Annotated in this window: 15 protein-coding genes; 6 read left to right on the top strand and 9 right to left on the bottom strand. The window is 65.5% G+C overall.

Translation table 11 applies throughout. The features are described 5' to 3' along the window. Positions 1 to 68: 68 nt before the first annotated feature. The 4 genes from V9L17_RS02400 to V9L17_RS02385 form a co-directional block, all read right to left on the bottom strand. Complete coding sequence (locus V9L17_RS02400; protein WP_337350333.1) at positions 69 to 1,958, bottom strand: HNH endonuclease signature motif containing protein; 1,890 nt, start codon at positions 1,956 to 1,958, stop codon at positions 69 to 71. Positions 1,959 to 2,083: 125 nt separating this feature from the next. Next, complete coding sequence (locus V9L17_RS02395) at positions 2,084 to 2,479, bottom strand: DUF1622 domain-containing protein (protein ID WP_337350332.1); 396 nt, start codon at positions 2,477 to 2,479, stop codon at positions 2,084 to 2,086. Between the two features lie 94 nt (positions 2,480 to 2,573). Beyond that, the gene (locus V9L17_RS02390; protein ID WP_337350331.1) at positions 2,574 to 3,434 is read right to left on the bottom strand and encodes an SDR family oxidoreductase; all 861 of its coding nucleotides are present in this window, start codon (positions 3,432 to 3,434) and stop codon (positions 2,574 to 2,576) included. A 4-nt stretch (positions 3,435 to 3,438) separates the two neighbouring features. After that, a complete protein-coding gene (locus tag V9L17_RS02385; RefSeq protein ID WP_337350330.1) occupies positions 3,439 to 4,344 on the bottom strand; it encodes an MSMEG_6728 family protein in 906 nt (301 codons plus the stop codon). Positions 4,345 to 4,563: 219 nt separating this feature from the next. Here V9L17_RS02385 and V9L17_RS02380 point away from each other — a divergent pair, with 219 nt between their 5' ends. Continuing rightward, entirely contained in the window at positions 4,564 to 5,091 is a 528-nt protein-coding gene (locus tag V9L17_RS02380; protein WP_443197965.1) for a hypothetical protein, read from the top strand. A 109-nt stretch (positions 5,092 to 5,200) separates the two neighbouring features. On the opposite strand, the gene V9L17_RS02375 is transcribed toward V9L17_RS02380, so the two are convergent. Both V9L17_RS02375 and V9L17_RS02370 read right to left on the bottom strand, forming a co-directional pair. Next, positions 5,201 to 5,872, bottom strand: a complete 672-nt coding sequence (locus V9L17_RS02375; protein ID WP_337350328.1) for a transglycosylase family protein — start codon at positions 5,870 to 5,872, stop codon at positions 5,201 to 5,203. Positions 5,873 to 6,063: 191 nt separating this feature from the next. Further along, positions 6,064 to 8,715 carry an excinuclease ABC subunit UvrA gene (locus V9L17_RS02370; RefSeq protein ID WP_337350327.1) on the bottom strand — a complete coding sequence of 884 codons (2,652 nt, stop codon included), beginning with the start codon at positions 8,713 to 8,715 and terminating at the stop codon, positions 6,064 to 6,066. A 48-nt stretch (positions 8,716 to 8,763) separates the two neighbouring features. Between V9L17_RS02370 and V9L17_RS02365 the strand changes: the two genes are divergently transcribed. The 4 genes from V9L17_RS02365 to V9L17_RS02350 all read left to right on the top strand — a co-directional run bounded on the left by V9L17_RS02365 (position 8,764) and on the right by V9L17_RS02350 (position 12,180). After that, a complete protein-coding gene (locus V9L17_RS02365) occupies positions 8,764 to 9,843 on the top strand; it encodes an adenosine deaminase (RefSeq protein WP_337350326.1) in 1,080 nt (359 codons plus the stop codon). A 256-nt stretch (positions 9,844 to 10,099) separates the two neighbouring features. After that, a complete protein-coding gene (locus tag V9L17_RS02360; protein ID WP_337350325.1) occupies positions 10,100 to 11,062 on the top strand; it encodes a pullulanase X25 domain-containing protein in 963 nt (320 codons plus the stop codon). A gap of 211 nt (positions 11,063 to 11,273) precedes the next feature. Further along, on the top strand, positions 11,274 to 11,819 hold the full coding sequence (locus V9L17_RS02355; RefSeq protein ID WP_337350324.1) for a YceI family protein: 546 nt from the start codon (positions 11,274 to 11,276) through the stop codon (positions 11,817 to 11,819). Between the two features lie 4 nt (positions 11,820 to 11,823). Next, a complete protein-coding gene (locus V9L17_RS02350; RefSeq protein ID WP_337350323.1) occupies positions 11,824 to 12,180 on the top strand; it encodes an acylphosphatase in 357 nt (118 codons plus the stop codon). A 27-nt stretch (positions 12,181 to 12,207) separates the two neighbouring features. Here the strand turns inward: V9L17_RS02350 and V9L17_RS02345 are convergent, their stop codons facing one another. The 3 genes from V9L17_RS02345 to V9L17_RS02335 all read right to left on the bottom strand — a co-directional run bounded on the left by V9L17_RS02345 (position 12,208) and on the right by V9L17_RS02335 (position 18,942). After that, on the bottom strand, positions 12,208 to 15,882 hold the full coding sequence (locus tag V9L17_RS02345) for a TM0106 family RecB-like putative nuclease (RefSeq protein ID WP_337350322.1): 3,675 nt from the start codon (positions 15,880 to 15,882) through the stop codon (positions 12,208 to 12,210). A 119-nt stretch (positions 15,883 to 16,001) separates the two neighbouring features. After that, positions 16,002 to 17,201, bottom strand: coding sequence for a TerC family protein (locus V9L17_RS02340; RefSeq protein WP_337346424.1), 1,200 nt, complete (start codon positions 17,199 to 17,201; stop codon positions 16,002 to 16,004). A 37-nt stretch (positions 17,202 to 17,238) separates the two neighbouring features. After that, positions 17,239 to 18,942 (bottom strand): RecQ family ATP-dependent DNA helicase, encoded by a 1,704-nt coding sequence (locus V9L17_RS02335; RefSeq protein WP_337350321.1) that lies wholly within the window; start codon positions 18,940 to 18,942, stop codon positions 17,239 to 17,241. Between the two features lie 230 nt (positions 18,943 to 19,172). Between V9L17_RS02335 and V9L17_RS02330 the strand changes: the two genes are divergently transcribed. Beyond that, positions 19,173 to 21,500 (top strand): FdhF/YdeP family oxidoreductase, encoded by a 2,328-nt coding sequence (locus V9L17_RS02330; RefSeq protein ID WP_337350320.1) that lies wholly within the window; start codon positions 19,173 to 19,175, stop codon positions 21,498 to 21,500. Positions 21,501 to 21,512: the final 12 nt, after the last annotated feature.

The raw sequence follows: 21,512 nt of genomic DNA, 5'->3' as shown, positions 1-21,512 counted from the left end.
TTGGCTCCCTTTGGTCGAGGCTCAGGGAGAGTCGAGAACGCCCAATCCGTGAAAGTGTGCAGGTCGTCTTAGGGCGCGGCAGGGCCAAAGACAGGCTCAAGTTGCTGGCCGAACGGCTGGTCTTCCGCCATGGCGGGGCTGTGTCCTTGGTCCTGGTCCGGGATCGGGCCGAGGATCTGGGGTGGCCATTGGGGTGGTTCCCAGTCCTGGTGTTCGCTTTGGTAGTGGCGGCCGGTGGGTGAGGTCCAGCCGGGTGGTTTGTCGATGCTGGCTTCGGTGGGTGTCCAGGCGGTGGTGTGTTTCAGCCGGTGATGTTTGGGGCAGGGCTGGCCGAGGTTGCTGATGCCGGTGGTGCCGCCGTCGGCCCAGGCCAGGAGGTGGTCGGCTTCGTTGTCCAGTGACTGGTTGTTGCAGCCGGGGAAGGGGCATTTGCCGTCCCGGAGCCGGAGCCATTGGCGCATCGCGGCGGGGATCCGGTAGCTTTGGCGGCCGATCTCCAGCGGCGCCCCGTTGCGGGGGTCGGTCAATACGCGGTGGAACGAGCCGGCGCCGTCGGCCACCAGGCTCCTGGCCATCGACGCCGGGATCGGCCCGTACCCGTCGAGGGTGGCTGGTTCGTCGGTGAGTCCCATCAGCGCGAACACCGGCACCGTCACCAGGACCTGCGCCGCCGGCGACGGGACCCGGCCCGTCATCAAGTCGTTGCCCGGCAGGACGTCGCTGCCCGCCACGGCTTCGTTGCCCGCCGCGGTCCCGTTGGTTTCGACATGGCCCGGCAGGACGTCGTTGCCCGCCGCGGTCCCGGTGGTTTCGACACGGCCCGCCACGGATTCGTTGCCCGCCGCGGTCCCGGTGGCCAGGACGCTTCCAGCGTCGCCATGGCTGTCGGGGGAACTACCAGCGGTAAGGTCGGGGCCCGCGGGGCAGCCTGCCGAGACGTCGCGGTCCGGGGCACGGCTGCCTGCGGCGGTCCGACGGTCCACGGCGCTGCCTGCCGTGCTGGAGGAGCCGCTGTTGCCGGCCCCGACATCATTGGTGCTGGGGCTGCCGGCTGCTGTGTCTGTGCTGCCCTCGGCCGGGCTGGCCGTGGTGCCGGTGAAGCCGGCGCTGAGGAGCAGTTTGGCGGCGATGTCGGCGCGGAGCTGGGTCATGGTGCGGGTCTCGGCCGGGCCCTGGAGGGTTCGGGCGGTGGCGGTGATGCCGTTCCAGATCCCGGCCGCCCGGTCCGCGGGCAGGTAGGCCGAAAGCCAGGCCATGCCGTCCCGGTCCGGGACGTACTCCAGCCGCCGGTCCAGCACGCTCCTGGCGTGGCGCTTTTCGATACTGACCGGATGATGCCGTTCGCGCCAGGTCCTGGCCTTGTGCCGGAACCGGGACGGGACCAGCTCCCCGGCCGGGCACTCCCGGGCCCGGTCCGGCACGTCAGGGCCCAGGAAACGGGCCTCCAACGCCGCCGCGCCGGCCGCATCCAGGCCGGTGGTTTCATCGACCATGACCTTCGCGTGCTGCCACGACAGGTCCCCGGACTGCAGGGCGGCCAGCGTCAGCGGCAGGGTAGTGGTCAGTTCATGGGCCTGCGCCAGCAGCGCCGAGGCCGAGCGTTCAGTCACCGTCAGGGCGCAGGCGACCTCGGACACGACGGCCATCTCCTGGGCCGTGTGTTCCCCAGGGCTCCTGACCGGGCCGTCCAGGGCCGCAGCCTTTCCCGCATACCCGGCGGCCAGGCGCACCCTGAACGCCGCCACCATCGCGTCCACCCGGACCGAACCGCCCAGCCCGTCCAAGCAAGCATCCGCCTGCCCCCGCAAAGGATCACCACCCCCGGAACCCATCCCGGAACCCGTCCCGGAATCCGTCTGGGAACCCCGGCCATCCAGCCCCCGGCGCACAAAGGCAGCAAACTCCGCAGCAGCAGCCTCGAAAGCCTCCACCGCCTCGTCAACACCCGGGATCCCCATAACCCCATCATCCAGCGACCCGCCAACAAAAACAGCCCAGCACATTGCCTATGTGGATAACCTCCGACCACCTGGACCGCCTTAGGTGATTGGGCTAGTCAGGGGGCAAGCTGGTGGCCGCGTGCTTAGGTGTCGGCGCGGGCCCGCTCGGAGGGCGTCTCGGAAGGTTCCTTCTGCCATGGCCAGCGTCCGGTGATCTCCAGTTCCAGCGAGAAGCTCAGGAAGGTTCGGATCAGGACGATGATCGCGAGCACGCCCACGCTTTCATATGTGGGTGTCACGGCTACCGTGCGAATGATATCGGCGGCCACCAGAAGTTCCAGGCCCAGCAGGATGGACCTCCCCAACAGTTGCCGGTAAGAACGGTACACGGTCAACTTTTCGGATCCAGCAGGGCGCTTTCGAGGCTGGTAGCCGCGCAAGGCCATGGGAATCGATACAACAGCGCCGATGACCATAACGGCCACCCCGGCGAAGTCCATGTATCTGCCCACGGCTTCGATGATGTGCTGGAAGTCCACGATGCTCCTCGGTTACGACGGGTTCTCACAGCTCAGTACGCAGCGGTGCGGCTAACGGCGGTCCGGCCCCAAGTGTACGTTCGCGCACAGGAAGCTAGGGGTGACGGGCGCCTTTACCGGCAAGGATGTCGCGGTAGCCCTCGCGGAATGACGGGTAGGCGAACTCGAATCCGGTGCTCCGGAGCAACGCATTGCTGCACCGCTTGTTGCCACCGCGGGCCTCCCCAGCAGGGCCGATCGGCGGTTCGGCATAGCCCATCTCGGAGGCCAGGAAGCCCAGCACGTCGCCGAGGTCGGCCGGCTCATTGTCCACGCCAACATATACCGGAGCAGGCATGGACTCCATGGTGCATAGATGGACGATGGCCGCCGCTGCGTCGTCCCGATGAATCCTGTTGGTGTACCGCGGCTCATCTGGAGCGACCGCCGCTCCGTTACGGACCTGGTCGATAAGCCGGGTCCGCCCGGGCCCGTAGATTCCACCGAGCCGCAGGACCACCGGTACGCATCCGGTGCCGCGCAACCGCGAAAGCAGGAGTTCCTCAGCCTCGCGGATGATGCGCCCGGAGAAACCACCAGGTGCCGCCGTCGTACTTTCATCAACCCAGCCACCGCCCGCGTCCCCATAGACGGCAGTGGAGGAAACAAAGAGGACGCGACGTGGTGTCACGCCGTCGCGGTCCAAGGCGTCCAAAACGTGGGAAAGCCCGTCCACGTACGCTGCCCGGTAGGCCGCTTCCGTGGGTGAATCGGCTGCCACTGCAATCACGACGGCGGCAATTCCGGCCGGGAAAGCGGGAAGGGCCGCGGCTGACAGGTCCGCTGCGACGCCTTCGATTTCTGCGGGAAGTTTTTCCGGCGAGCGTCGCCAACCCACTACGCGGTGTCCTGCCGCAGCGAAGCGCAGGCCCGCTTCCGTGCCCAGATCGCCGCAGCCGGCCAGGAGGATGGTCATGCGGTCAGGGAGCGGGGACCGGGAAGAAGACCCGGGGATCCTGCAGGAGTGCCGGGTAGTCGAAGGCGGAGCGGTCGATCACCTCGGTGACGCTGAAGTTCCGGCCAAAGCGGCCGTCGTCGAGCGTGATGGGCCGGCCCAGGACCTGGCCTACAGCGAACTTGGCGCCGTCCTCGAACGAGACCGCCACAACGGTTTTGCCAGGGAGGGTGGCAAACGCTTCCTCCTGGGCCTGGCGCTTCCTCGTGGGCTTCTTGATCTTCGCCTTGGGCGGAAGCTTCCGGGGCTGCTTGGAGGGACGGCGCGACCCGTCGTCCGCATAAACGGGGGAGTAATCGTCCTGCTCGGCGGCAGCAATGGCGCGGCGGACCGGCGGCAGGGCCACGGTGTTTAGTGTCTCCGGGCTGAATTCTGCATGCGGTGAGCGCAGGATCCACAGGATGTCGCCTTCGGGGTCCTCGGGCAGGAACTCATGCTTGGGCTCGGGCCAGATGTAGTCAATGTCCGGTATGGCGTCAGGGAACACAGACTTGTAGAACTTGGGTTCCTTGCGGAGGAGCTTTGACCGGTGGCTCAGGTGGAAATCCGAATTTCCCAGCCATGGCGGCATGGGGATTTTGGCGGCGTAGTCGGGGTGGGCTGCCTGCGGAGCGAACTCGGTGATGTTGGCGCGGGTGTTGTCCGGGTGGCCACGTTCAGTCCACTCGTCAACCATGGCCAAGCCGTACATGGTCAGTGCTGGAACGTAGCCCATCCACATCCGGACGGCCGGGTGGGTCTGCCAGCCGTACTCAGGGATGACCAGCGCCCGAAGGGTCTGCAGCGCTTCGACGCGCTGCTTGCCGAGCCTGGCAGTGTCCAGTGCTGCGGCGCTCTGCCGGAAATCGGGGTACGGAAGGAAGGTTTGCATCCCTTCAGTCTGACGGCATGCGGCCCAAGTGCCAATTGCAGTGCCGGCCGCCACAGGGGAAAGCCGGAGAATGTTCACATAGTGGACCGATGCATACAGCAGGTAGGCCTTACCACTAAGATCACCGAAACACCCCAGCGTCCCGGAAGCCTTTACATGACAACTACACCTGAAATAACCCCCGGAACTGCACAGCCTTTCACGCCTAAGTTCGGGCAGATGCTGAGTCCGGAGGCCAATGGCATCCTGGTCCTTGATGAGTTCATAATCGACCCCGCCACGGCCCGCAAGGACCAGCACGGCTTCCGCGCCGCCTTGGCGTCCGTGGCCCTGACCCTCCGTAAGATCGCCGCCCTTCGCGTCATCATCGCGATTGTGGCCATCGGAAACCTGCCGCTGTTCCTCCTGACCAGCGGCTGGTGGATCTACGGTGTCTCCCTTGCCCTCGTCATCGGCGTCCACGCGGCTGTGTCCTGGCTCAACAAGCACGAACCCAAAGTCCGCCAGCGCCAGAGCCTCGAACTGCACCTGCACCGCGAACGGAGCGCGAATTACCGCAAAGTCCGTGACGCTGTGAAGTACATGATCGACACGCCCAGCCGTATGAACGAGCACCTTTACCTCGAACTGCTCGCAGCCAAGCGTGTGGCACTGAACGTGGCCCACGGCACGGTGGCCCTCCTGGATACCAGCGATGACGCCGCCTGGAAAGTGCGCATCATCCGCGAAATCCCGGCCGTAGCGTAACCGCAGCAGCCGGTCCACAAGCTCAAGACACACAACGACGCCGGAGTTCCCCGCTGGGGGGAGCTCCGGCGTCGTTATTCCCGGATAGAAAGCCGGGGTTCCTGGCAGCCTAGGCTGGAAGCTGCAGGACCTGGCCCTCAAACACGAGGTCAGGATCAGCGACGGTGTCCGTGTTGGCGTCGGCCAGGCTCTGCCAACCGCCATCGATGCCCAGCTTTTCGGCTGCGATGCTGAGGGTATCGCCCGCCTCTAGTGTGTAGGTTTCGCCGCTCAACGCCACGGGCGCGACGTGCTGGGCTGCCTGCACCGTGTCAGTCGGCGCTGCCAGTGGCGCGGTCTGAACGGGGACGTTTTGGGGCGGTGCCGTCTCGACCGGCACGCTCTCGACCGGCACGCTCTGGACCGGCACGCTCTGGGGAGCAGTGGCGCCGCCTCCACCGCTCAGGCCAAGCTGGGAGGCGCAGGACGGCCACGCACCCCAGCCCTGGGATGCTTGCACTTGTTCGGCCACGGCGATCTGCTGCTCACGGCTGGCGTCTGCAGCCGAGCCTGTGCCGCCGTAGGCTGCCCACGTGCTGGCGCTGAACTGCAGGCCGCCTGTGTAGCCGTTGCCGGTGTTGGTGGACCAGTTGCCGCCGCTCTCACACTGCGCCAGGGCGTCCCATGTTGATGTGCTGGTGGCCGCGTTAGCGGCTGTTGCGGAGAGTGCAAGCCCTGCTGCTGAGACGGCGGCAAGGGTGACTCCACGGCGTGCGGCAGTACGGAAGGTGGTGTTTTTCATGTGGTGATGCTCCTGAAGGCCACCTGCGCTCGATCCGTCCCCGGAGGTCGTTGCGCCACTGCCCGCCCCTGACGAATAGAGGTCATTTTCGGTGTCTGCCGGCCGGGCAGTTCTGGTGGAGGCAGCACCGGGCATTCCTGTCGCCCGTTTGGCGGGCTTGTCTTTCACGCTAGGACATCACGGTGCCGTTATCAAACCGAGATGCCTTCTGGGAGTTGGCTGGTGGTCGGTTGGGGAAGTGCCGCGGCCAGGTAAGCGGCAGTACGGCTGTGCGGGGAACGCGCGACGTCGGCAACGGTTCCGGCGGCGACGATCCTGCCGCCGGCGTCCCCGCCGGATGGGCCCAGGTCGATGACCCAGTCCGCCCCAGCTACGACAGCCATCTCGTGTTCCACTACCACCACGGTGTTGCCGCTGTCCACCAGCCCGTGGAGTTGGGCCATGAGCAGTTGGACATCGGCGGGGTGGAGCCCGGTAGTGGGCTCGTCCAGAAGGTAGAGGGTGTGGCCCTTCTTTGCGCGCTGGAGCTCGGTGGCCAGCTTGATGCGCTGGGCCTCGCCGCCGGAGAGTTCAGTGGCCGGCTGGCCCAGGCGGAGGTAGCCCAGGCCGACGTCCCTAAGGCTCTTCAAGCTGCGGGCCGCGGCGGGAACATCGGCCAGGAACGCTGCAGCAGCGTCCACCGTCAGGCGGAGCACCTCGGCCACGTTCTTCCCCCGGTACGTCACCTCCAGGGTTTCCGGGTTGTAGCGGGAACCGCCGCACTCCGGGCACGGGCCGTAGCTGCCCGGGAGGAAGAGCAGTTCCACTGCAACAAAGCCCTCGCCCTGGCAGGTTTCGCAGCGGCCGCCGGCCACATTGAAGGAGAACCTCCCGGCGCCGAAACCGCGGGCCCGGGCCTGCTCCGTGGCGGCGAACTCTTTACGCACGGCGTCGAACAGCCCGGTATACGTGGCGAGGTTGGAGCGGGGTGTGCGCCCGATGGGCTTCTGGTCCACAGTGACCAGCCTGTCGATCCGGTCGGTGCCGCTGACAAGGCCCACCGACAACGGCGTAGCAGGTCCCTCATCGTCCGGGCCTTCCGTCTGCGTAGCTTTTGCCGGTTGTCCCGCCTGATGGGTCCTCAGTCCAGATCCCACCACCTCCCCAAGGACGTGGCTCACCAAGGTGGACTTGCCTGAACCGGATACTCCTGTGACTGCCGTCAAGACGCCCAACGGGAACCGCGCATCGAGATCCTTGAGGTTGTGCCGACTGATGCCGGCCAGCTCCAGCCAGCCATCGGGCTTCCGGCCATCGCCCGTCCGTGGCGCGCCGCCGCCGTCGGACTTGCTGCGTCCAAAAGTGCCGCCGTCGGGCGAACCGCCGCCGGACCCGCTGCGGGCCCCGCCGCCGTCGAACAGGAACGGCCGGGTAACCGATTCTTCGATGGCCGCGAGCCCGGCAACGGGACCGCTGTAAAGCACCTCGCCGCCGCCTTCCCCCGCGCGGGGTCCAACGTCCACGAGCCAGTCTGCCCGGCGGACCACGTCCATGTTGTGCTCCACCACGAAAACCGAGTTCCCGGACGCCTTGAGCTGGTCCAATACCGCCAGGAGCGGCTCCGCGTCTGCCGGATGGAGGCCGGCCGACGGCTCGTCCAGCACGTAGATCACGCCGAACAGTCCGGAACGCAGCTGCGTAGCGATCCTCAGCCGCTGCATCTCGCCGGGCGAGAGGGTGGGAGTGCCGCGGCCCAGGGCCAGGTATCCCAAGCCCAGCTCCAGCAGCACGGTGATGCGCTGCAGGAGGTCAGCGGTGATGGCTACCGCCACCTCGTTTTCCTCGCCGGAGGATTGCCGGCGGGAGGCAGTTCCGGCGTCCTTCAAAACGGCGGTCGGACGGAGGATCTCGGCCAACTCGGCCATCGGCGTTGCGTTGAATTCTGCGATGTTTCGGCCCGCGAAGGATACGGCGAGGGCTTCAGTCCGGAGCCCGGTGCCGCCGCAACGCGGACACGGCCCGGACTCCATAAACGCCAGGACGCGCTCGCGCATAGCGGTGCTCTGGGAGTCCGCCAAGGTGTGCAGGACGTAGCTTTTGGCGCTCCAGAAGCGCCCCTTGTAGGGCTTGGCCACCCGGTCCCGCTCGGGGGTGACTTCCACGACGGGCTGTTCATCGGTGAACAGTATCCAGTCGCGTTGCTTCCTGGGCATCTTCCGCCAGGGCACGTCCACGTCGTAGCCGAGATGGCTGAGGATATCGCGGAGGTTTTTTCCCTGCCACGCTCCCGGCCAAGCCGCGATGGCACCTTCCCGGATGGTCAAGGTGGAGTCCGGGACCAGGGATTCCTCGGTCACCGTATGGGCGACGCCCAGTCCGTGGCATTCGGGGCAAGCTCCGGCGGCGGTGTTCGGCGAAAAGGCGTCGGAGTCCAATGGCTCGGCGCCCGCCGGATAGGTCCCGGCCCGTGAAAAAAGCATACGGAGCGAGTTGGAGAGCGTGGTCACCGTGCCCACCGTGGAGCGGCTGCTGGGCGCGCCGCGCCGCTGTTGAAGCGCGACGGCGGGCGGCAGCCCGGAGATCATCTCCACCTTGGGATTGTGGCCCTGCTGGATAAGGCGGCGTGCGTACGGTGCCACTGATTCGAAGTAGCGCCGCTGGGCTTCGGCATATATGGTGCCAAAAGCCAGTGACGACTTACCCGAACCGGAGACCCCCGTGAACGCCACGATGGAGTCCCGCGGCACATCCACGTCCACGTTCTGCAGGTTGTTCTCGCGCGCGCCCCGGACCCGCACAAAGCCGTCCGAAAGATGGTCAGGAGTGGGAAGGGAAATATCGTCAGCCTGCTGAGGGTTCCGCATTGATCCGACTCTAGCCGCGAACCGGCCGGTGGGCGATATCCTGACCCGATGGACAATTACCGGGACACAGCCGCCACTCCTTTCGCCGAACCGGAAGTTCCGGCGTCGGACCTTCCAGACACCGAGCTGGCCGGGACCGAAGCGGTTGTGAGGATCCTGCCTGTCGCGGAACTGCACCTGCACATCGAGGGAACCCTGCAGCCGGAGCTGATCTTTGAGTTGGCGGAGCGCAACGGCATCTCCCTCCCATATTCGGGGCTTGACGAGCTTCGTGGACTGTACGAGTTCACCGACCTTCAGTCTTTCCTGGACCTGTACTACGCCAACATGGCGGTGCTGCAGACGGAACAGGACTTCGCCGATATGACCCGCGAATACCTGGCCCGGGCTGCGGCCGCCGGTGTCCGGCACGCCGAGATCATGATGGACCCGCAGGCCCACCTGTCCCGCGGCATCAGCCTGGAAACCTGTGTCAACGGAGTGGCCTCCGCCTTGGCGACCTCGGTGAAGGACTTCGGCATCTCCACCATGCTGATCGCCGCGTTCCTTCGCGACCTCTCCGAGGAATCCGCGCTTGAAGTCCTGGATGGATTGTTGGCCATGAACGCCCCGATCGGCGCGATCGGCCTGGACTCGGCCGAGGTGGGCAATCCGCCGTCGAAATTTGAACGCCTCTTCGCCAAAGCCCGGGAAGCGGGCCTGCGGCTGACCGCCCACGCGGGCGAGGAGGGACCGGCGTCGTACATCATCGAGGCGCTGGACATCCTTGGCGTGGAGCGGATCGACCATGGGATCCGGTGCATGGAGGATCCCGACCTGGTGGAGCGCCTTGTAGCAGACCGGATTCCGCTGACAGTCTGCCCACTGTCCAACGTCCGGTTGCGCGCAGTGGATACGCTGGCGGACCACCCGCTGCCCGCCATGCTGGCAGCCGGGCTCAACGTCTCAGTGAATTCGGATGATCCGGCGTATTTCGGCGGCTACGTGGACGACAACTTCGCCCAGCTCGAAACTGCCTTAGGGCTTTCCGACTTTGACCGTTCCCGGCTGGCCGCCAACTCCATCCACTCGTCCTTTGCCTCGGAGGAGCGCAAAGCGGAGCTGCTGGACGAACTGAACCGGGCGTAGCCCAAAGCCCTGAACGCAACCGGGGGTACCAGCAGCTAAACTAGTGCCGCAAAGCGTGTCTGGGCGGGGACCGGCGGAAGCCATTTCAGCGCCCCGGGGTTGAGTAAACAGCCCCAAACCCGAGACTCCCGCCTCACTTCCGGTGTTACACGCGTCATAGTCGGTCACGACACGCAGAGTTAACCAATTCAAGTCGTGCGATTTAACAGGCTATTGGCAAGATGCCTATTGACCGATCGCTTTACAAAGGGGAACCATGGCCAAGTCCACTACAGAAAACACCAACCTTCGACTCAAGTCCGTGCTGGATGTCCTGACGGAAGGCACGTGGACCGGCGATGCTCTGAACGCAGGAGGCGTGCTCGCAGAAGCCACCGCCCGCGTACCGTTCAGCCCGCACGAGGCCGAGCTTCTCAGCGGCGGGATCCCCCGCGGACACAAGACCCTCACGTCCGCTACCGCCAAGCTGGTCAAAGCCGGCTGGCTGGTCAAGGGCCGCTCCGGTTGGACCATCACCGAGGACGGGATGCGGGCCACAGTGGCTTTCCCTGACGCAGACTCGTTTGCCTCGGCGCTCGACGCCGGAACTCCCGTCCCCGCCGACACCCCGGTTCCGGTTGCGCCTGTTGCCGCCCCCGCCAAGGTTGCCGCGGCCAGGACTACCCGCAAGAGCGCCGTGGTCAAGGACTCCGCAGCCGGCGATGAGGTCGCCAAGAAGGCTCCCGCCAAGAAGGCCCCTGCCAAGAAGGCGCCGGCGAAGAAGGCTGCCGAGGCTGTCGGCAAGGCCGCCAAGATTATCGAAGAGGCCGTGGAGCCGGTGGTCAAGGCTGTCCGTACGCGGAAGGCTGCTCCCAGGACGAAGACGAAGTCGGAAGCGGCTGTGGCGGAATCGCTTGAAGGACCGGATGTGGAAACCTTCCCGCAGCCCGAGGCCGTGGCAGTGGCGGGTGACTTCAACACGCTCCTGGGCGCTCCCGAGGACTGGGCGCCGCAGTACGACGAAGCCCAGATGACGTTCGATTTCGTCGCCCAGCAGTGGGTTATCAGTGCCGAACTGCCTGCTGGCTACTACACCTTCAAGATCGCGTTGAACCGTTCCTGGGAAGAGAACTACGGCGCGTTCGGCACCTTCGATGGCCCCAACCACGAACTGCACCACAACGGCGGCACTGTCACCATCCGCTACGATCACCGCACCAGGGATATCGTCATCAACTGACTGCGCCGGGGAGTTTTTGTCCAGTAGGGGGGCGGCCTGCGGATCCTCCGTGGGCGCCCCAACTAAGTAGCAGTAAGTGTCGTTATGAGGCGCCAAAACGACATCTGCTGCTACCTAGTTGGGGTGACTCTCTCTGGACAAAAACTGCGTAGTGACGCACTGTGGGTTTTGGTCGCTGTGACCGGTTTCCACCCACCTAGGAGATGCGGAAATGACTCTTCCCTCAGGAATCACGCCGGGCGTCTGGACATTGGACATGTCCCACAGCGAGATCGGCTTTACGGTCCGCCACGCGGGCATCAGCAAAGTCCGTGGCCGCTTCACGGACGCCAGCGCCGAGGCCAGGATCGGCCAGTCCCTGGCCGACGCCTCGCTCCACGCCACCGTTAAGACAGCGAGCTTCGATTCCGGCGACCCCAATCGGGACGGCCACGTGAAGGGCCCGGATTTTTTCGACGTGGAGAACTTCCCCGAGATGACTTTCCGGGCCACCTCAGCAGAAGGCGACGGCGAGGACTACACGCTCACCGGCGACCTCACCATCCGCGGCATCACCAAACCCATCGAACTCGAAGTTGAATTTACCGGCGTGGCCGTTGATCCCTTTGGAGCCACCCGCGCCGGCTTCTCCGCAGAGGCCGAGATCAGCCGCAAGGAGTTCGGCCTGACGTGGAACGCGGTCCTGGAAACGGGCGGTCTCCTGGTGAGCGACAAAGTCAGGATCAACGTCGAAGCGGCGCTGGTCAAGCAGTCCTGACGCCATGGCAGCTTCCGAAGGGCGGCATTCCGGGAGGCACTCCGCTGGGCGGGATCCATCAGGACCGGACTGGGCAGGGCCGGAAGACGGCGACATCCGGCTTTCCGCTCGCGTCTTCGGCGCGGTGCAGGGCGTCGGATTCCGCTTTTGGACGATGGGGAAGGCGGAGGAGTTGGGCCTGACGGGGTTGGTGAAAAACCTCGACGACGGCTCGGTCTCGGTGATTGCCGAGGGACCACCAGCCCGGGTGGAGGAGTTGCTCGACTGGCTGAAGTCGGACAACACCCCCGGCAGGGTGGAAAGGGTTGAAGATACCCTGTCCGCGGCCGAGGGTGCCTTCCGGGGTTTCAAGGCCCGCTGACCGGGGCGTTTTGTTGACCGGCGCGTTTTACTTTTCGCCCGGCCGGACGACACTGGTCCTGGGGCTTAGGCCGATGAACGCTCCGAGTTGCTCCAGCACCTCTGGTTTCCGGGGCATGTAGTTGGTGAGTTCGGGGGAACGGACAATCACTGCCCGCCACTGGCCGCGGGAAACTGCCACGTTGATCCTGTTCCGGTTCAACAGGAATTCGGCGCCGCGAGGGGCTTCGGCAACAGCGGAGCAGGCCATGGACACCAGGACAACGGGAGCCTCCTGCCCTTGGAACTTGTCCACGGTTCCCACCCGAACGCCTTCCAGGCCCGCCTGTTGGAGCGTGTGGCGGATCAGCTGGACCTGGGCGTTGTAGGCGGCTACCACGAGGATGTCTTCGGCTGCCAGCGGCCGGGCAGGCTGGTCGCCGCCGGAAATCCACTTCAGCCCGATGTGCCGCCGCGCCTGCCTGGCCACTTCGGCGGCCTCTTCGGCGGACGAGGTGGTGTTGCCGCTGTGATCTACGAACACCGTTTCCACTCCGGGAGCCACCTCGGCCAGGCTCCGGAGTGTGGCCGCCGGTGCGGATTCGAGCTTGGCGTCGTAGCTCAGTACTGACACTGCGCGGCACAGTTCGGGGTGCATTCGCCAACTGTCCGCCAGGAAATAGCCCAGCTCCGCGGGGAGCGTGGCGTGCCCGGCAGCCAGCCAGCCGAGCGCAGACTCGTCCACGGGTTCCGGGTGCGAGCCCTGGGTAACCTGCGGGAGCTGTTGCGGGTCCCCCAGGAGCAGCAGGCGTTGAGCGGAACGTGCCACAGCCAAGGTGTTGGCCAGCGAGAACTGCCCTGCTTCGTCAATGACCAGCAGGTCCAGGGACCCGGCCGGAACTGTCTTGCCGGTCATGGTCCACGCGGTACCGCCCACCAGGCATCCGCCGTGCGAAGCAAGCAGGGCGGCGACATCGGCTTCCTTAGTGTGGTGCCAGGGCACGTCGTGATCCGAGGCGAGTTTCTTGGCCACCCGGTCAGGGGCAACTCCGGCGGTTTTGATGGCTGTGCAGAGCATGTTCTCCACAACAGCGTGGGACTGGGCGACAACGCCGATTTTCCAGCCCTCCTGCACCAGCCGGGCGATGACATGGGAGCCGACGTAGGTCTTGCCGGTTCCCGGAGGACCCTGGACGGCGAGGTAAGAGCGGTCAAGGTCCTGCAGCGAGGCGGTAATGGCCGTGGCATAGTCCGCCGCGCCGGAGCTGTCCTTCCCGACGGCGGCGGGGGAGGAGAGCGAGCGGAACCGCGGCGGTGCCTTGCGCAGGATGTCCACACCCGGATGCTCCGGCAACCGTGGCACCGAGGCCCCCACGGACTGGGCCAGCTCCGCCAAGGCGGCCTCTATGTTCAGTGTGGGGACGGGCTTATCCTCCGTCAGGGCCACCGGGAAGTGCGGGTACGCAGGGACCTTGCCGGTCTCCTTTTCCTCGATGGTGATGAGGGTTTTGCCCGGAATGTCCGGGTGGTCCGCTACGGCGGTGACCAGGGTGCCGAAGCTAAAGCCACGCGCCAGCAGGTTTCCCTGCGGATCCTCCAGTCCGTCTGGCACTGGTGAATCGTAGAGCCGGCACCACGTGCTGCCGGGTTTGAAGTCCGAGCCCTCACTCATGGTTCCGCAGAGCCTCAGGACACGGGTGCGCATCCGCACTGTGGGCTTGGCAAGGACCCAGTCCGCCACCACTTCGGCGGAGTCCACCACAAACACGTTGCGGTGCTCGGACCAGTGGTCGATTTCGGATTCCGTGCGGTCGAAGTGCTCCCACCAGAACTGCTTCCGTTCACGCCTGTGGTAGCCGGTGGCGGCGGCCACCATGGCGATGGCACGCTCATCGTCGGTCCAGGGCCTGGTATCGGGGAGTCCGGCCAGATACTCCCGGAGCCGGAGCTCCTCGGGCGTTGGTTCCACTTCCGGCACGTCCTCCGGAAGCTCCCGCAGCAGCGGCAGCTGCCCCCCGGAGTCGAGCGTTGCTGCCGCCGCGGGCTCCCCTGATGGGGCCCCGGAAGCCGAACTCCGCAGCTGCAGCAGCCAATCGCGGAGGCGGAGGGTGGAGAGGCAGTCGTATTCGTTGTAGTCAGAAATTGAGGCCAGGACTTCCTGGGCGCCGGCGGCATCGCCGTCGTCCCGCGCCGCGCAGTAGGCGGCGTAGGCCACCACGGAGGCACCTGCATCCTTCACGTCGCCTGAGCGAAGGTTGTCGCCCATATAGAGCGGCTCAAGTTTCTTGATGGAGTAAGAGGGCTCGGAGATCCGGAGGGAGTGCCGGGCCGTGGCGTAGAGGTCCACCAATACACCTTCCCGGAGCCAGTCGTCTACGATCTCCTCGCCCGCCAGGTGGGTCACGGACAGGTTCCGGAGCGCAGACTTTTCATACGCGGCGTAGTGGTAGACATGCATGTCCGGGTACCGGGAACGACGTTCCTCCACGTAGGCCAGGAAGTCCAGGAAAGCCTGCCGTTCTTCAGAGCGGGAATGCGCCCAGAACGGACGGAATACCGGCTTATCAGCGGTATCAGCGGCGGCATCCGGGGACTCAATCACGCCGAACAGGTACTCGAGTCCCCACTGGCTGGTGGCCGGGTCCTGCCAGAGCGGATCACCCTCGAAGTCAAAGAAGATGTCGCCAGGGCTGGGCGCGGGGATGGTGTCCAGTGCGTTCTCCGGCAGCACCTTGAACGTGACCGTGTGGTCCTCGCCGTCCTTGATGAACGTCCGCGAGCCGTGCGGAACGTCCCGGCCCAACTGCATCCTGGCTTGGTCGCGGAGCCGCGCCAGTGAACCGGTTGCCTGCTCCGGCGGAAGGTCCGCCAGGGCATCAATGGTGGTGATTCCCTCGGCACGAAGCTTCTTCCGGCGGAGGGTGGACATCCCGCCCACCATCAAGAGGTCCCGGTGAGCCTTGACCTGCTCGGCGCAATAGTTGCACCGCCCGCAACAGGTGATGCCGGGCTGCAGCCACTCCACGGGGCCGTCGCCTCCGCGGTGGGAAGCGGTCAGGGAACGGAAGCGATCGCGGCGCTCGCGGAAGACCGGCAGCAGGTCTGGCAGGGAATGGACGCTGCGCACGTAGTCGCCGTCCACCACGGCGCCCAGCACCAGGGTGACCTTGGGGGAGGGGTCCAGCCCCATCCCGATCAGCTGGTCGCCATAGGCAGCCAGTTGCAGGAGGGCGCCCACCTTGGCGTGCCGGGCCAGCTTGGTGTCCCAGACCTCGTACCGTCCCGGACTTCCGGTGCCGGCGGCCTCGTTGACGATGAAGTCCGCGTAGCCGAGGAATTCGCCGTCGAAGAAAGTTGCCTGGAAGACCACGTCCGCCCCTGCCCGCAGCGCCAGCTCGGTTTCCGCCTGCTTGGCTACGAGGTCTGCACGGGCGTTTTCGCCACGCTCGATCGAATACACACCGGCACCGCGGCTGGCATCCCACTGGCCGTACTGCGCGATCAGGCCCGCCAACACCTTCGCCTCGTGCTTGTCGCCCAGGGCGCCGGCGCGGCGTTGCATCTCGTCGTCGGGAAATTCGGCCTTGGGGGAGCGGCCCAGTTTCTCGTCCAGGACCCGGAGCGTCCGGTACTCACACTCGCTGGCGGCCACGAGGTCGCTGGCGGAAAACACCAGGTCAGGCGCCGCGCCGGGATCAAGGGTGGCAGGATCGAGCAGGAACATGGGGCCTCCCCATTGACTGGCCTGGCCTGAGGACGGTTCCCCTGGCCTTTATTTGAATCTAGCAAGAGGGACTGACAATTTGGTCCGGACGGCAAGGAAGGGGGTGGCGGGGTCTCCGGTCAGCCCTCGGCGTCCGCCCGGACCTGGGCCTTGTCGTGCTCGGTGTGGGCGTTGCGCAACAGCGTTAGGAACTCGGTCTCGTTGCGGATGAGCCGCTTGTACTTCTCGGGAAGCTTGCGGATCTGGTCTTCCTCGCGGACCATCCGGGCGAAGATCTTGTCCCGCTCCGCCATGTCCGTTTCGTAGGTGAGGTCCAGGTATTCGGTGGCGTGCCGCTTGGCGCCGGACACCGCGTTCTTGGCTTTGCCCTTGGGACTGAAGATGGACGCGAGGATGGTGACCACCAGGACGCCCAGGATCACCGTGAGGGAAACTGCCGTGCTGACTTCCACCACATTGACGTGCTGGCCGTCGTTGACGAAGGGCAGGGTGTTCTCATGCAAGGCGTGCAGGATCAGTTTCACGCCGATGAAGCCCAGGATGGCTGCCAACCCGTAGGAGAGGAAAATCAGGCGGTCCAGCAGGCCGTCAATAAGGAAGAACAGCTGGCGCAGGCCCATCAGTGAGAACGCAGTGGCAGTAAAGACGATGTACACATTCTGGGTCAGGCCGAAAATTGCGGGGATGGAGTCCAGGGCGAACAGGATGTCGGTGCCGCCAATGGCCACCATCACCAGGAGCATCGGTGTCAGGACGCGTTTGCCGTCCTCCATGGTGAACAGTTTGTCGCCGTCGTAATGTGCCGACGCCGGGAGGTACTTCTTGGCGAGCCTGACCACCAGGCCTTCGGATTCTTCGTCGTGGACATTGGGCCTGAGCAGGTTGCCGGCGGTGATCAGGAGGATGAGCCCGAAGATGTAGAACACCCACGCGAAGCTGTTGATCAGGGCGGCGCCGAGGAAGATGAAGGCCGTGCGGGCAATGAGCGAAAAGACGATGCCGAACAACAGCACCTTTTGCTGGTCCGCCCGGGGCACCCGGAAGCTGGCCATGATGATGAGGAACACAAAGAGGTTGTCCACGGACAGCGCCTTCTCCGTGACATAGCCCGCGAAGTATTCGGTGCCCATGGTGGTGCCGCCAAACATCAGCACGCCAAGGCCAAAGAGGAGCGCGATTCCCACGTAGATGGAGGACCAGATGGCCGATTCCTTCAACGACGGGGTGTGGGCCTTTCGGACATGGAAGAAGAAATCGAAGGCCAGAAGGCCAACAATTCCTGCGATGGTCAGGGTCCAGACAATGGAGGGAACTTCCACGTGGCGGGCCTTTCGTCGGAGTCTCCCTCCAGCCTACCTAAGCAGGCTTCAGCAGTTTCCGCTTCAGGACAGCCTTCCGTGAAAGCGTCTTGTAGCCCTCCCGCTCAAACAGGACCGTGATCACATCGTCCTCATAGCGCATCACCAGGCCAGGCCCCCAGGACTTGTGGGTGACTGTGGACTGGAGCGGGAACGGAACAGCCTGCTCTTGGCCGGCAGGGCCGCCGTCGTGGTCCACGCCCGGGTGCTCCTGCCCAGCCGGGGCGGACTGCCGTGCTGCCTCCGCACAGGCATCGCAGTTGCCGCACGGCTGCGGAAGGTGCTCGCCGAAGTAGCCCAGCAGGAATTGCCGGCGGCAGCCGTCCGTTTCGGCGTAGGCGCGCATCATGTTGAGCCGTGACTGGTCCACGCGTTGGCGGGCTTCGGCGAGCCCGACGGCGTCCCGCACCAGCGCGGACAGCTTGGCTTTCGAGGTGAGGCGCACACCCCGTTTGCCTGAAGTCACCGCCCCGGCCTCGTGCAGCAGGTTCAGCAGGCCCCTCACGCGCCGGGGCAACAGGTCCGTGAGTTCTGCCAGGGACGACGCAAAAACAGGGCCGTCCGCCGACCGGAGCACCTTGAGCAGGGCCAACAGCGAATCCGGGTCCGGGGAGTGCGTGCCGAAGAACTTCCGCAGGCCCAGGTCCTCGGCCCGGTAGTGCAGGACAGCAACCGCAGGCTCGCCGTCCCGCCCGGAACGCCCCACCTCCTGGTAGTAGGCATCGAGCGATTCGGGAATGTCGGCGTGGATGACGAACCGGACGTTGGGCTTATCAATCCCCATCCCGAACGCGGTAGTGGCCACCACAGTGTCCAGCCGGTCGTCCATGAACAGCCCAAGGATACGCTCGCGGTCGGCGGCGGAGCGGCCGGCATGATAGGCCTCGGCGCGGAGTCCGCGCGAAGTCAGCTCGGCCGCATACTTCTCTGTGTCCTTGCGTTTGGCGGCGTACAGCAGCCCCCTCCGGACGGCACCGCCGTTTCCCTCGGCCAGCGCGCAGACCTGCTCCACTACAGCGCGGCGCTTTTCCTTTGCCTCATGGTGCCGGACCACTTCCAGGCTGATGTTGGGCCGGTCAAAGCCGTGGACCAGGACCAGCGGATCCTTCATCCCCAGCCGCTCCACAACTTCCTCCCGCACCGGCGGCGAAGCCGTGGCTGTCAGTGCGGCAACCGGCGGGTTGCCCAGCTGCTCCCTGACCGTGCCCAGGGTGAGGTAATCGGGACGGAAATCGTGGCCCCAGGAGGAGACACAATGTGCCTCGTCCACCACCAGCAGAGTGGGGTGCAGGGCGGCGAGCCGCTCCACCGTTTCCTTTTTTGCCAGCTGCTCCGGGGCCAGGAACAGGAAGATTGCAGTGCCTGCCTCCACTTTTTGCCAGGCATCTTCCAGTTCCGCCCCGGAATGGGCGGAATTGATGGCGACGGCGGCGTCCGGTCCCAGCACCTCGGCGAGACCATCGATCTGGTCCTCCTGGAGGGCTATCAGGGGTGAAACCACGACGGCGGGGCGTCCCGTCCGGCGGTGCAAGTGGACGGCTCCAACCTGGTAAATGGCGGACTTGCCATAGCCGGTGGGCATCACGGCGAGGACATCACGGCCGTCAGCCAGTGCGGCCATACCCGCGAGTTGGCCGTCGCGCAGTTGGGGCAGTGAAAAAACAGAGGAGGCGAGCGCACGCAGCGCAGGATTCTCGGACATGTTGCAGCTCCGGAAGGTGGGTCCTGCGGCCGGTTGCTTCAGCCGTGGTGACCAGCCTACGCGAGGTGGGCGCCGCCGTCGTCCGTGCTTGTACTTGAGCCGGTTGCCGCCCGGCCCTGAACCGGCCACCGTCCTTGACTTCCGGGGGCCCCTGAACAACTGTGGAAAGTGACCGTTCCGCTGATGCAGCCGGCGCGTTTCGGTCTCCGCAGGAACAAGGAGAGTGCAGCGTGACGCGCAAGAACCCCAAGGTGGAAGAGGCCGACGAGTCCGAGATCGAGGTCAGCGGGCATCCTAAGACGTGGGCGGCGGGCGTTCCAGGCGTGTACCACTCCATGCAGCCGGCCTTGAAGCACATGGGCGCGGGCCGGGCAGCAAAGACGCTGCTGGCGCTGAACCAGAAAGACGGCTTCGACTGCATGAGCTGCGCCTGGCCGGACCCCGGGCACCGCAAGACCTTTGAGTTCTGCGAGAACGGCGCCAAGGCCGTCACCTGGGAAGCGACGCCCGTGGTGATCGGTTCCGATTTCTGGGCGGAGCACCCCGTCAGCGAGCTCCGCGAACGCTCCGAATACTGGTTGGGGATGCAGGGGCGCCTCACGGAACCCGTCTACAAGCCCGCGGGGGAGGACCACTACCGCCCCGTCAGCTGGGAACAGGCGTTCAGCATCGTCTCGGACAAGCTCAAGGGCCTCACTTCCCCGGACCAGGCCACGTTTTACACCAGCGGCAGGACCTCCAACGAGGCCGCATTCCTCTACCAGCTGTTCGTCCGCGCCTACGGCACCAACAACCTGCCGGACTGTTCCAACATGTGCCATGAATCCTCAGGCTGGGCGATGGGCCAGACCATCGGCATCGGCAAAGCCACCATCTCCTACGATGACTTCGCCAAGGCGGACCTGATTGTCATCATGGGCCAGAATCCGGGGACCAACCACCCGCGGATGCTCACCGCGCTGGAGGAAGCCAAAGAGGCCGGGGCCAGCATCGTCGCGGTGAACCCGCTGCCGGAGGCCGGCCTGATGCGCTACAAGAACCCGCAGACGGTCAAGGGCATCGTGGGACGCGGCACAGATTTGGCGGACCAGTTTATGCAGGTCCGGATCGGCGGCGACATGGCACTCCTGCAAGCCGTTTCGAAGCGGGTGCTGGACGCCGAGGCCACAGCCCCAGGCACCATCCTCGACCATCAGTTTCTCCAGAAGCACTGCGAGGGGCTGGAGGAACTGCGGACCCATCTCGCCCACCTGGACGAAGCCGCGGTCCTTGAGGCCACCGGGCTGCGGACCGAGGAGATCGACGAGCTTGCGGACCGCTACCTGAGGGCGGACAAGGTGATCATCACCTGGGCCATGGGCATCACGCAGCACAAAAAGGGCGTGGCCACCATCAAGGAGATCATCAACCTGCTGCTGCTCCGCGGCAACATCGGCAAGCCGGGCGCCGGCGCCTCGCCCATCCGAGGCCACAGCAATGTCCAAGGCGACCGGACCATGGGCATCTGGGAGCAGATGCCGCCGGCCTTCCTGGACTCGCTGGGCAAGGAATTCAACTTCGATCCGCCCCGCGAGCACGGCGTGGACGCCGTCGAAACCATCCGGCAAATGCGCGACGGCGGCATCCGGGTTTTTGTGGGGCTCGGCGGCAACTTCGTAGGGGCCATTTCGGACACACACGCCGCGTTTGCGGCGATGGAAAACACCGAGCTTTCGGTGCAGATTTCCACCAAGCTCAACCGCTCACACACCGTTACCGGCGCCGAAGCGCTGATCCTGCCCACCTTGGGCCGCACGGAAATCGACCTCCAGGAATCCGGGCCACAGTTCGTTTCGGTGGAGGACACTGTTTGCGCCGTGCACGCCTCACACGGAACGGTGGACCCCGTAGCGCCCGGCCTGCTGTCCGAGGTGGCTATCGTCAGCAGGCTTGCCCGGCACGTAGTGGGAGATTCGGTCCACGCCGACTGGGGCGGTTTCGAAAGAAACTATGACCTCATCCGTGACCACATCTCCCACGTGGTGGTGGGCTGCGATGACTACAACCGGAAGATCCGGCAGAAAGGCGGCTTTGTGCTGCCCAACGGGCCCCGGGACTCTCGGACGTTCAACACCCCCACCGGCAAGGCGGTGCTGACGGTCAACGAACTTGAGCATGTGGAGCGGCCCGCCGGGACGCTGATCCTGCAGAGCATGCGCTCACACGACCAGTTCAACACCACCATCTATGGCCACAACGACCGCTACCGTGGCATCCGGAAGGGCCGCGAAGTGGTGTTCGTCAGCCCCGAGGACCTGGCCGAGTTGGGCCTCAGTGACGGGCAGCATGTGGATATCCACGGCGTTTACCGCGACAACGTGGAGCGAGTGCTGCGAAACTTCCGGGTGGTGTCGTACCCCACGGCCCTCGGCTGCGCTGCCGCCTACTATCCCGAAGCCAATGTCCTGGTGCCGCTGGAGAGTGTGGCGGAGGGCAGCCAGACGCCTGTGTCCAAGGCGGTCATCGTCCGGCTGGAGCCGGTGCCCGTGCTGGTTGAGGAACCCACGGCGGCGGGATAGCGGGAGCCGGTA

The organism is Pseudarthrobacter sp. CCNWLW207 (assembly GCF_037203945.1).
Lineage (GTDB): Bacteria > Actinomycetota > Actinomycetes > Actinomycetales > Micrococcaceae > Arthrobacter.
The sequence above is the reverse complement of the archived record's forward strand: the minus strand, read 5'-3'. Positions and strand labels throughout refer to the sequence as shown.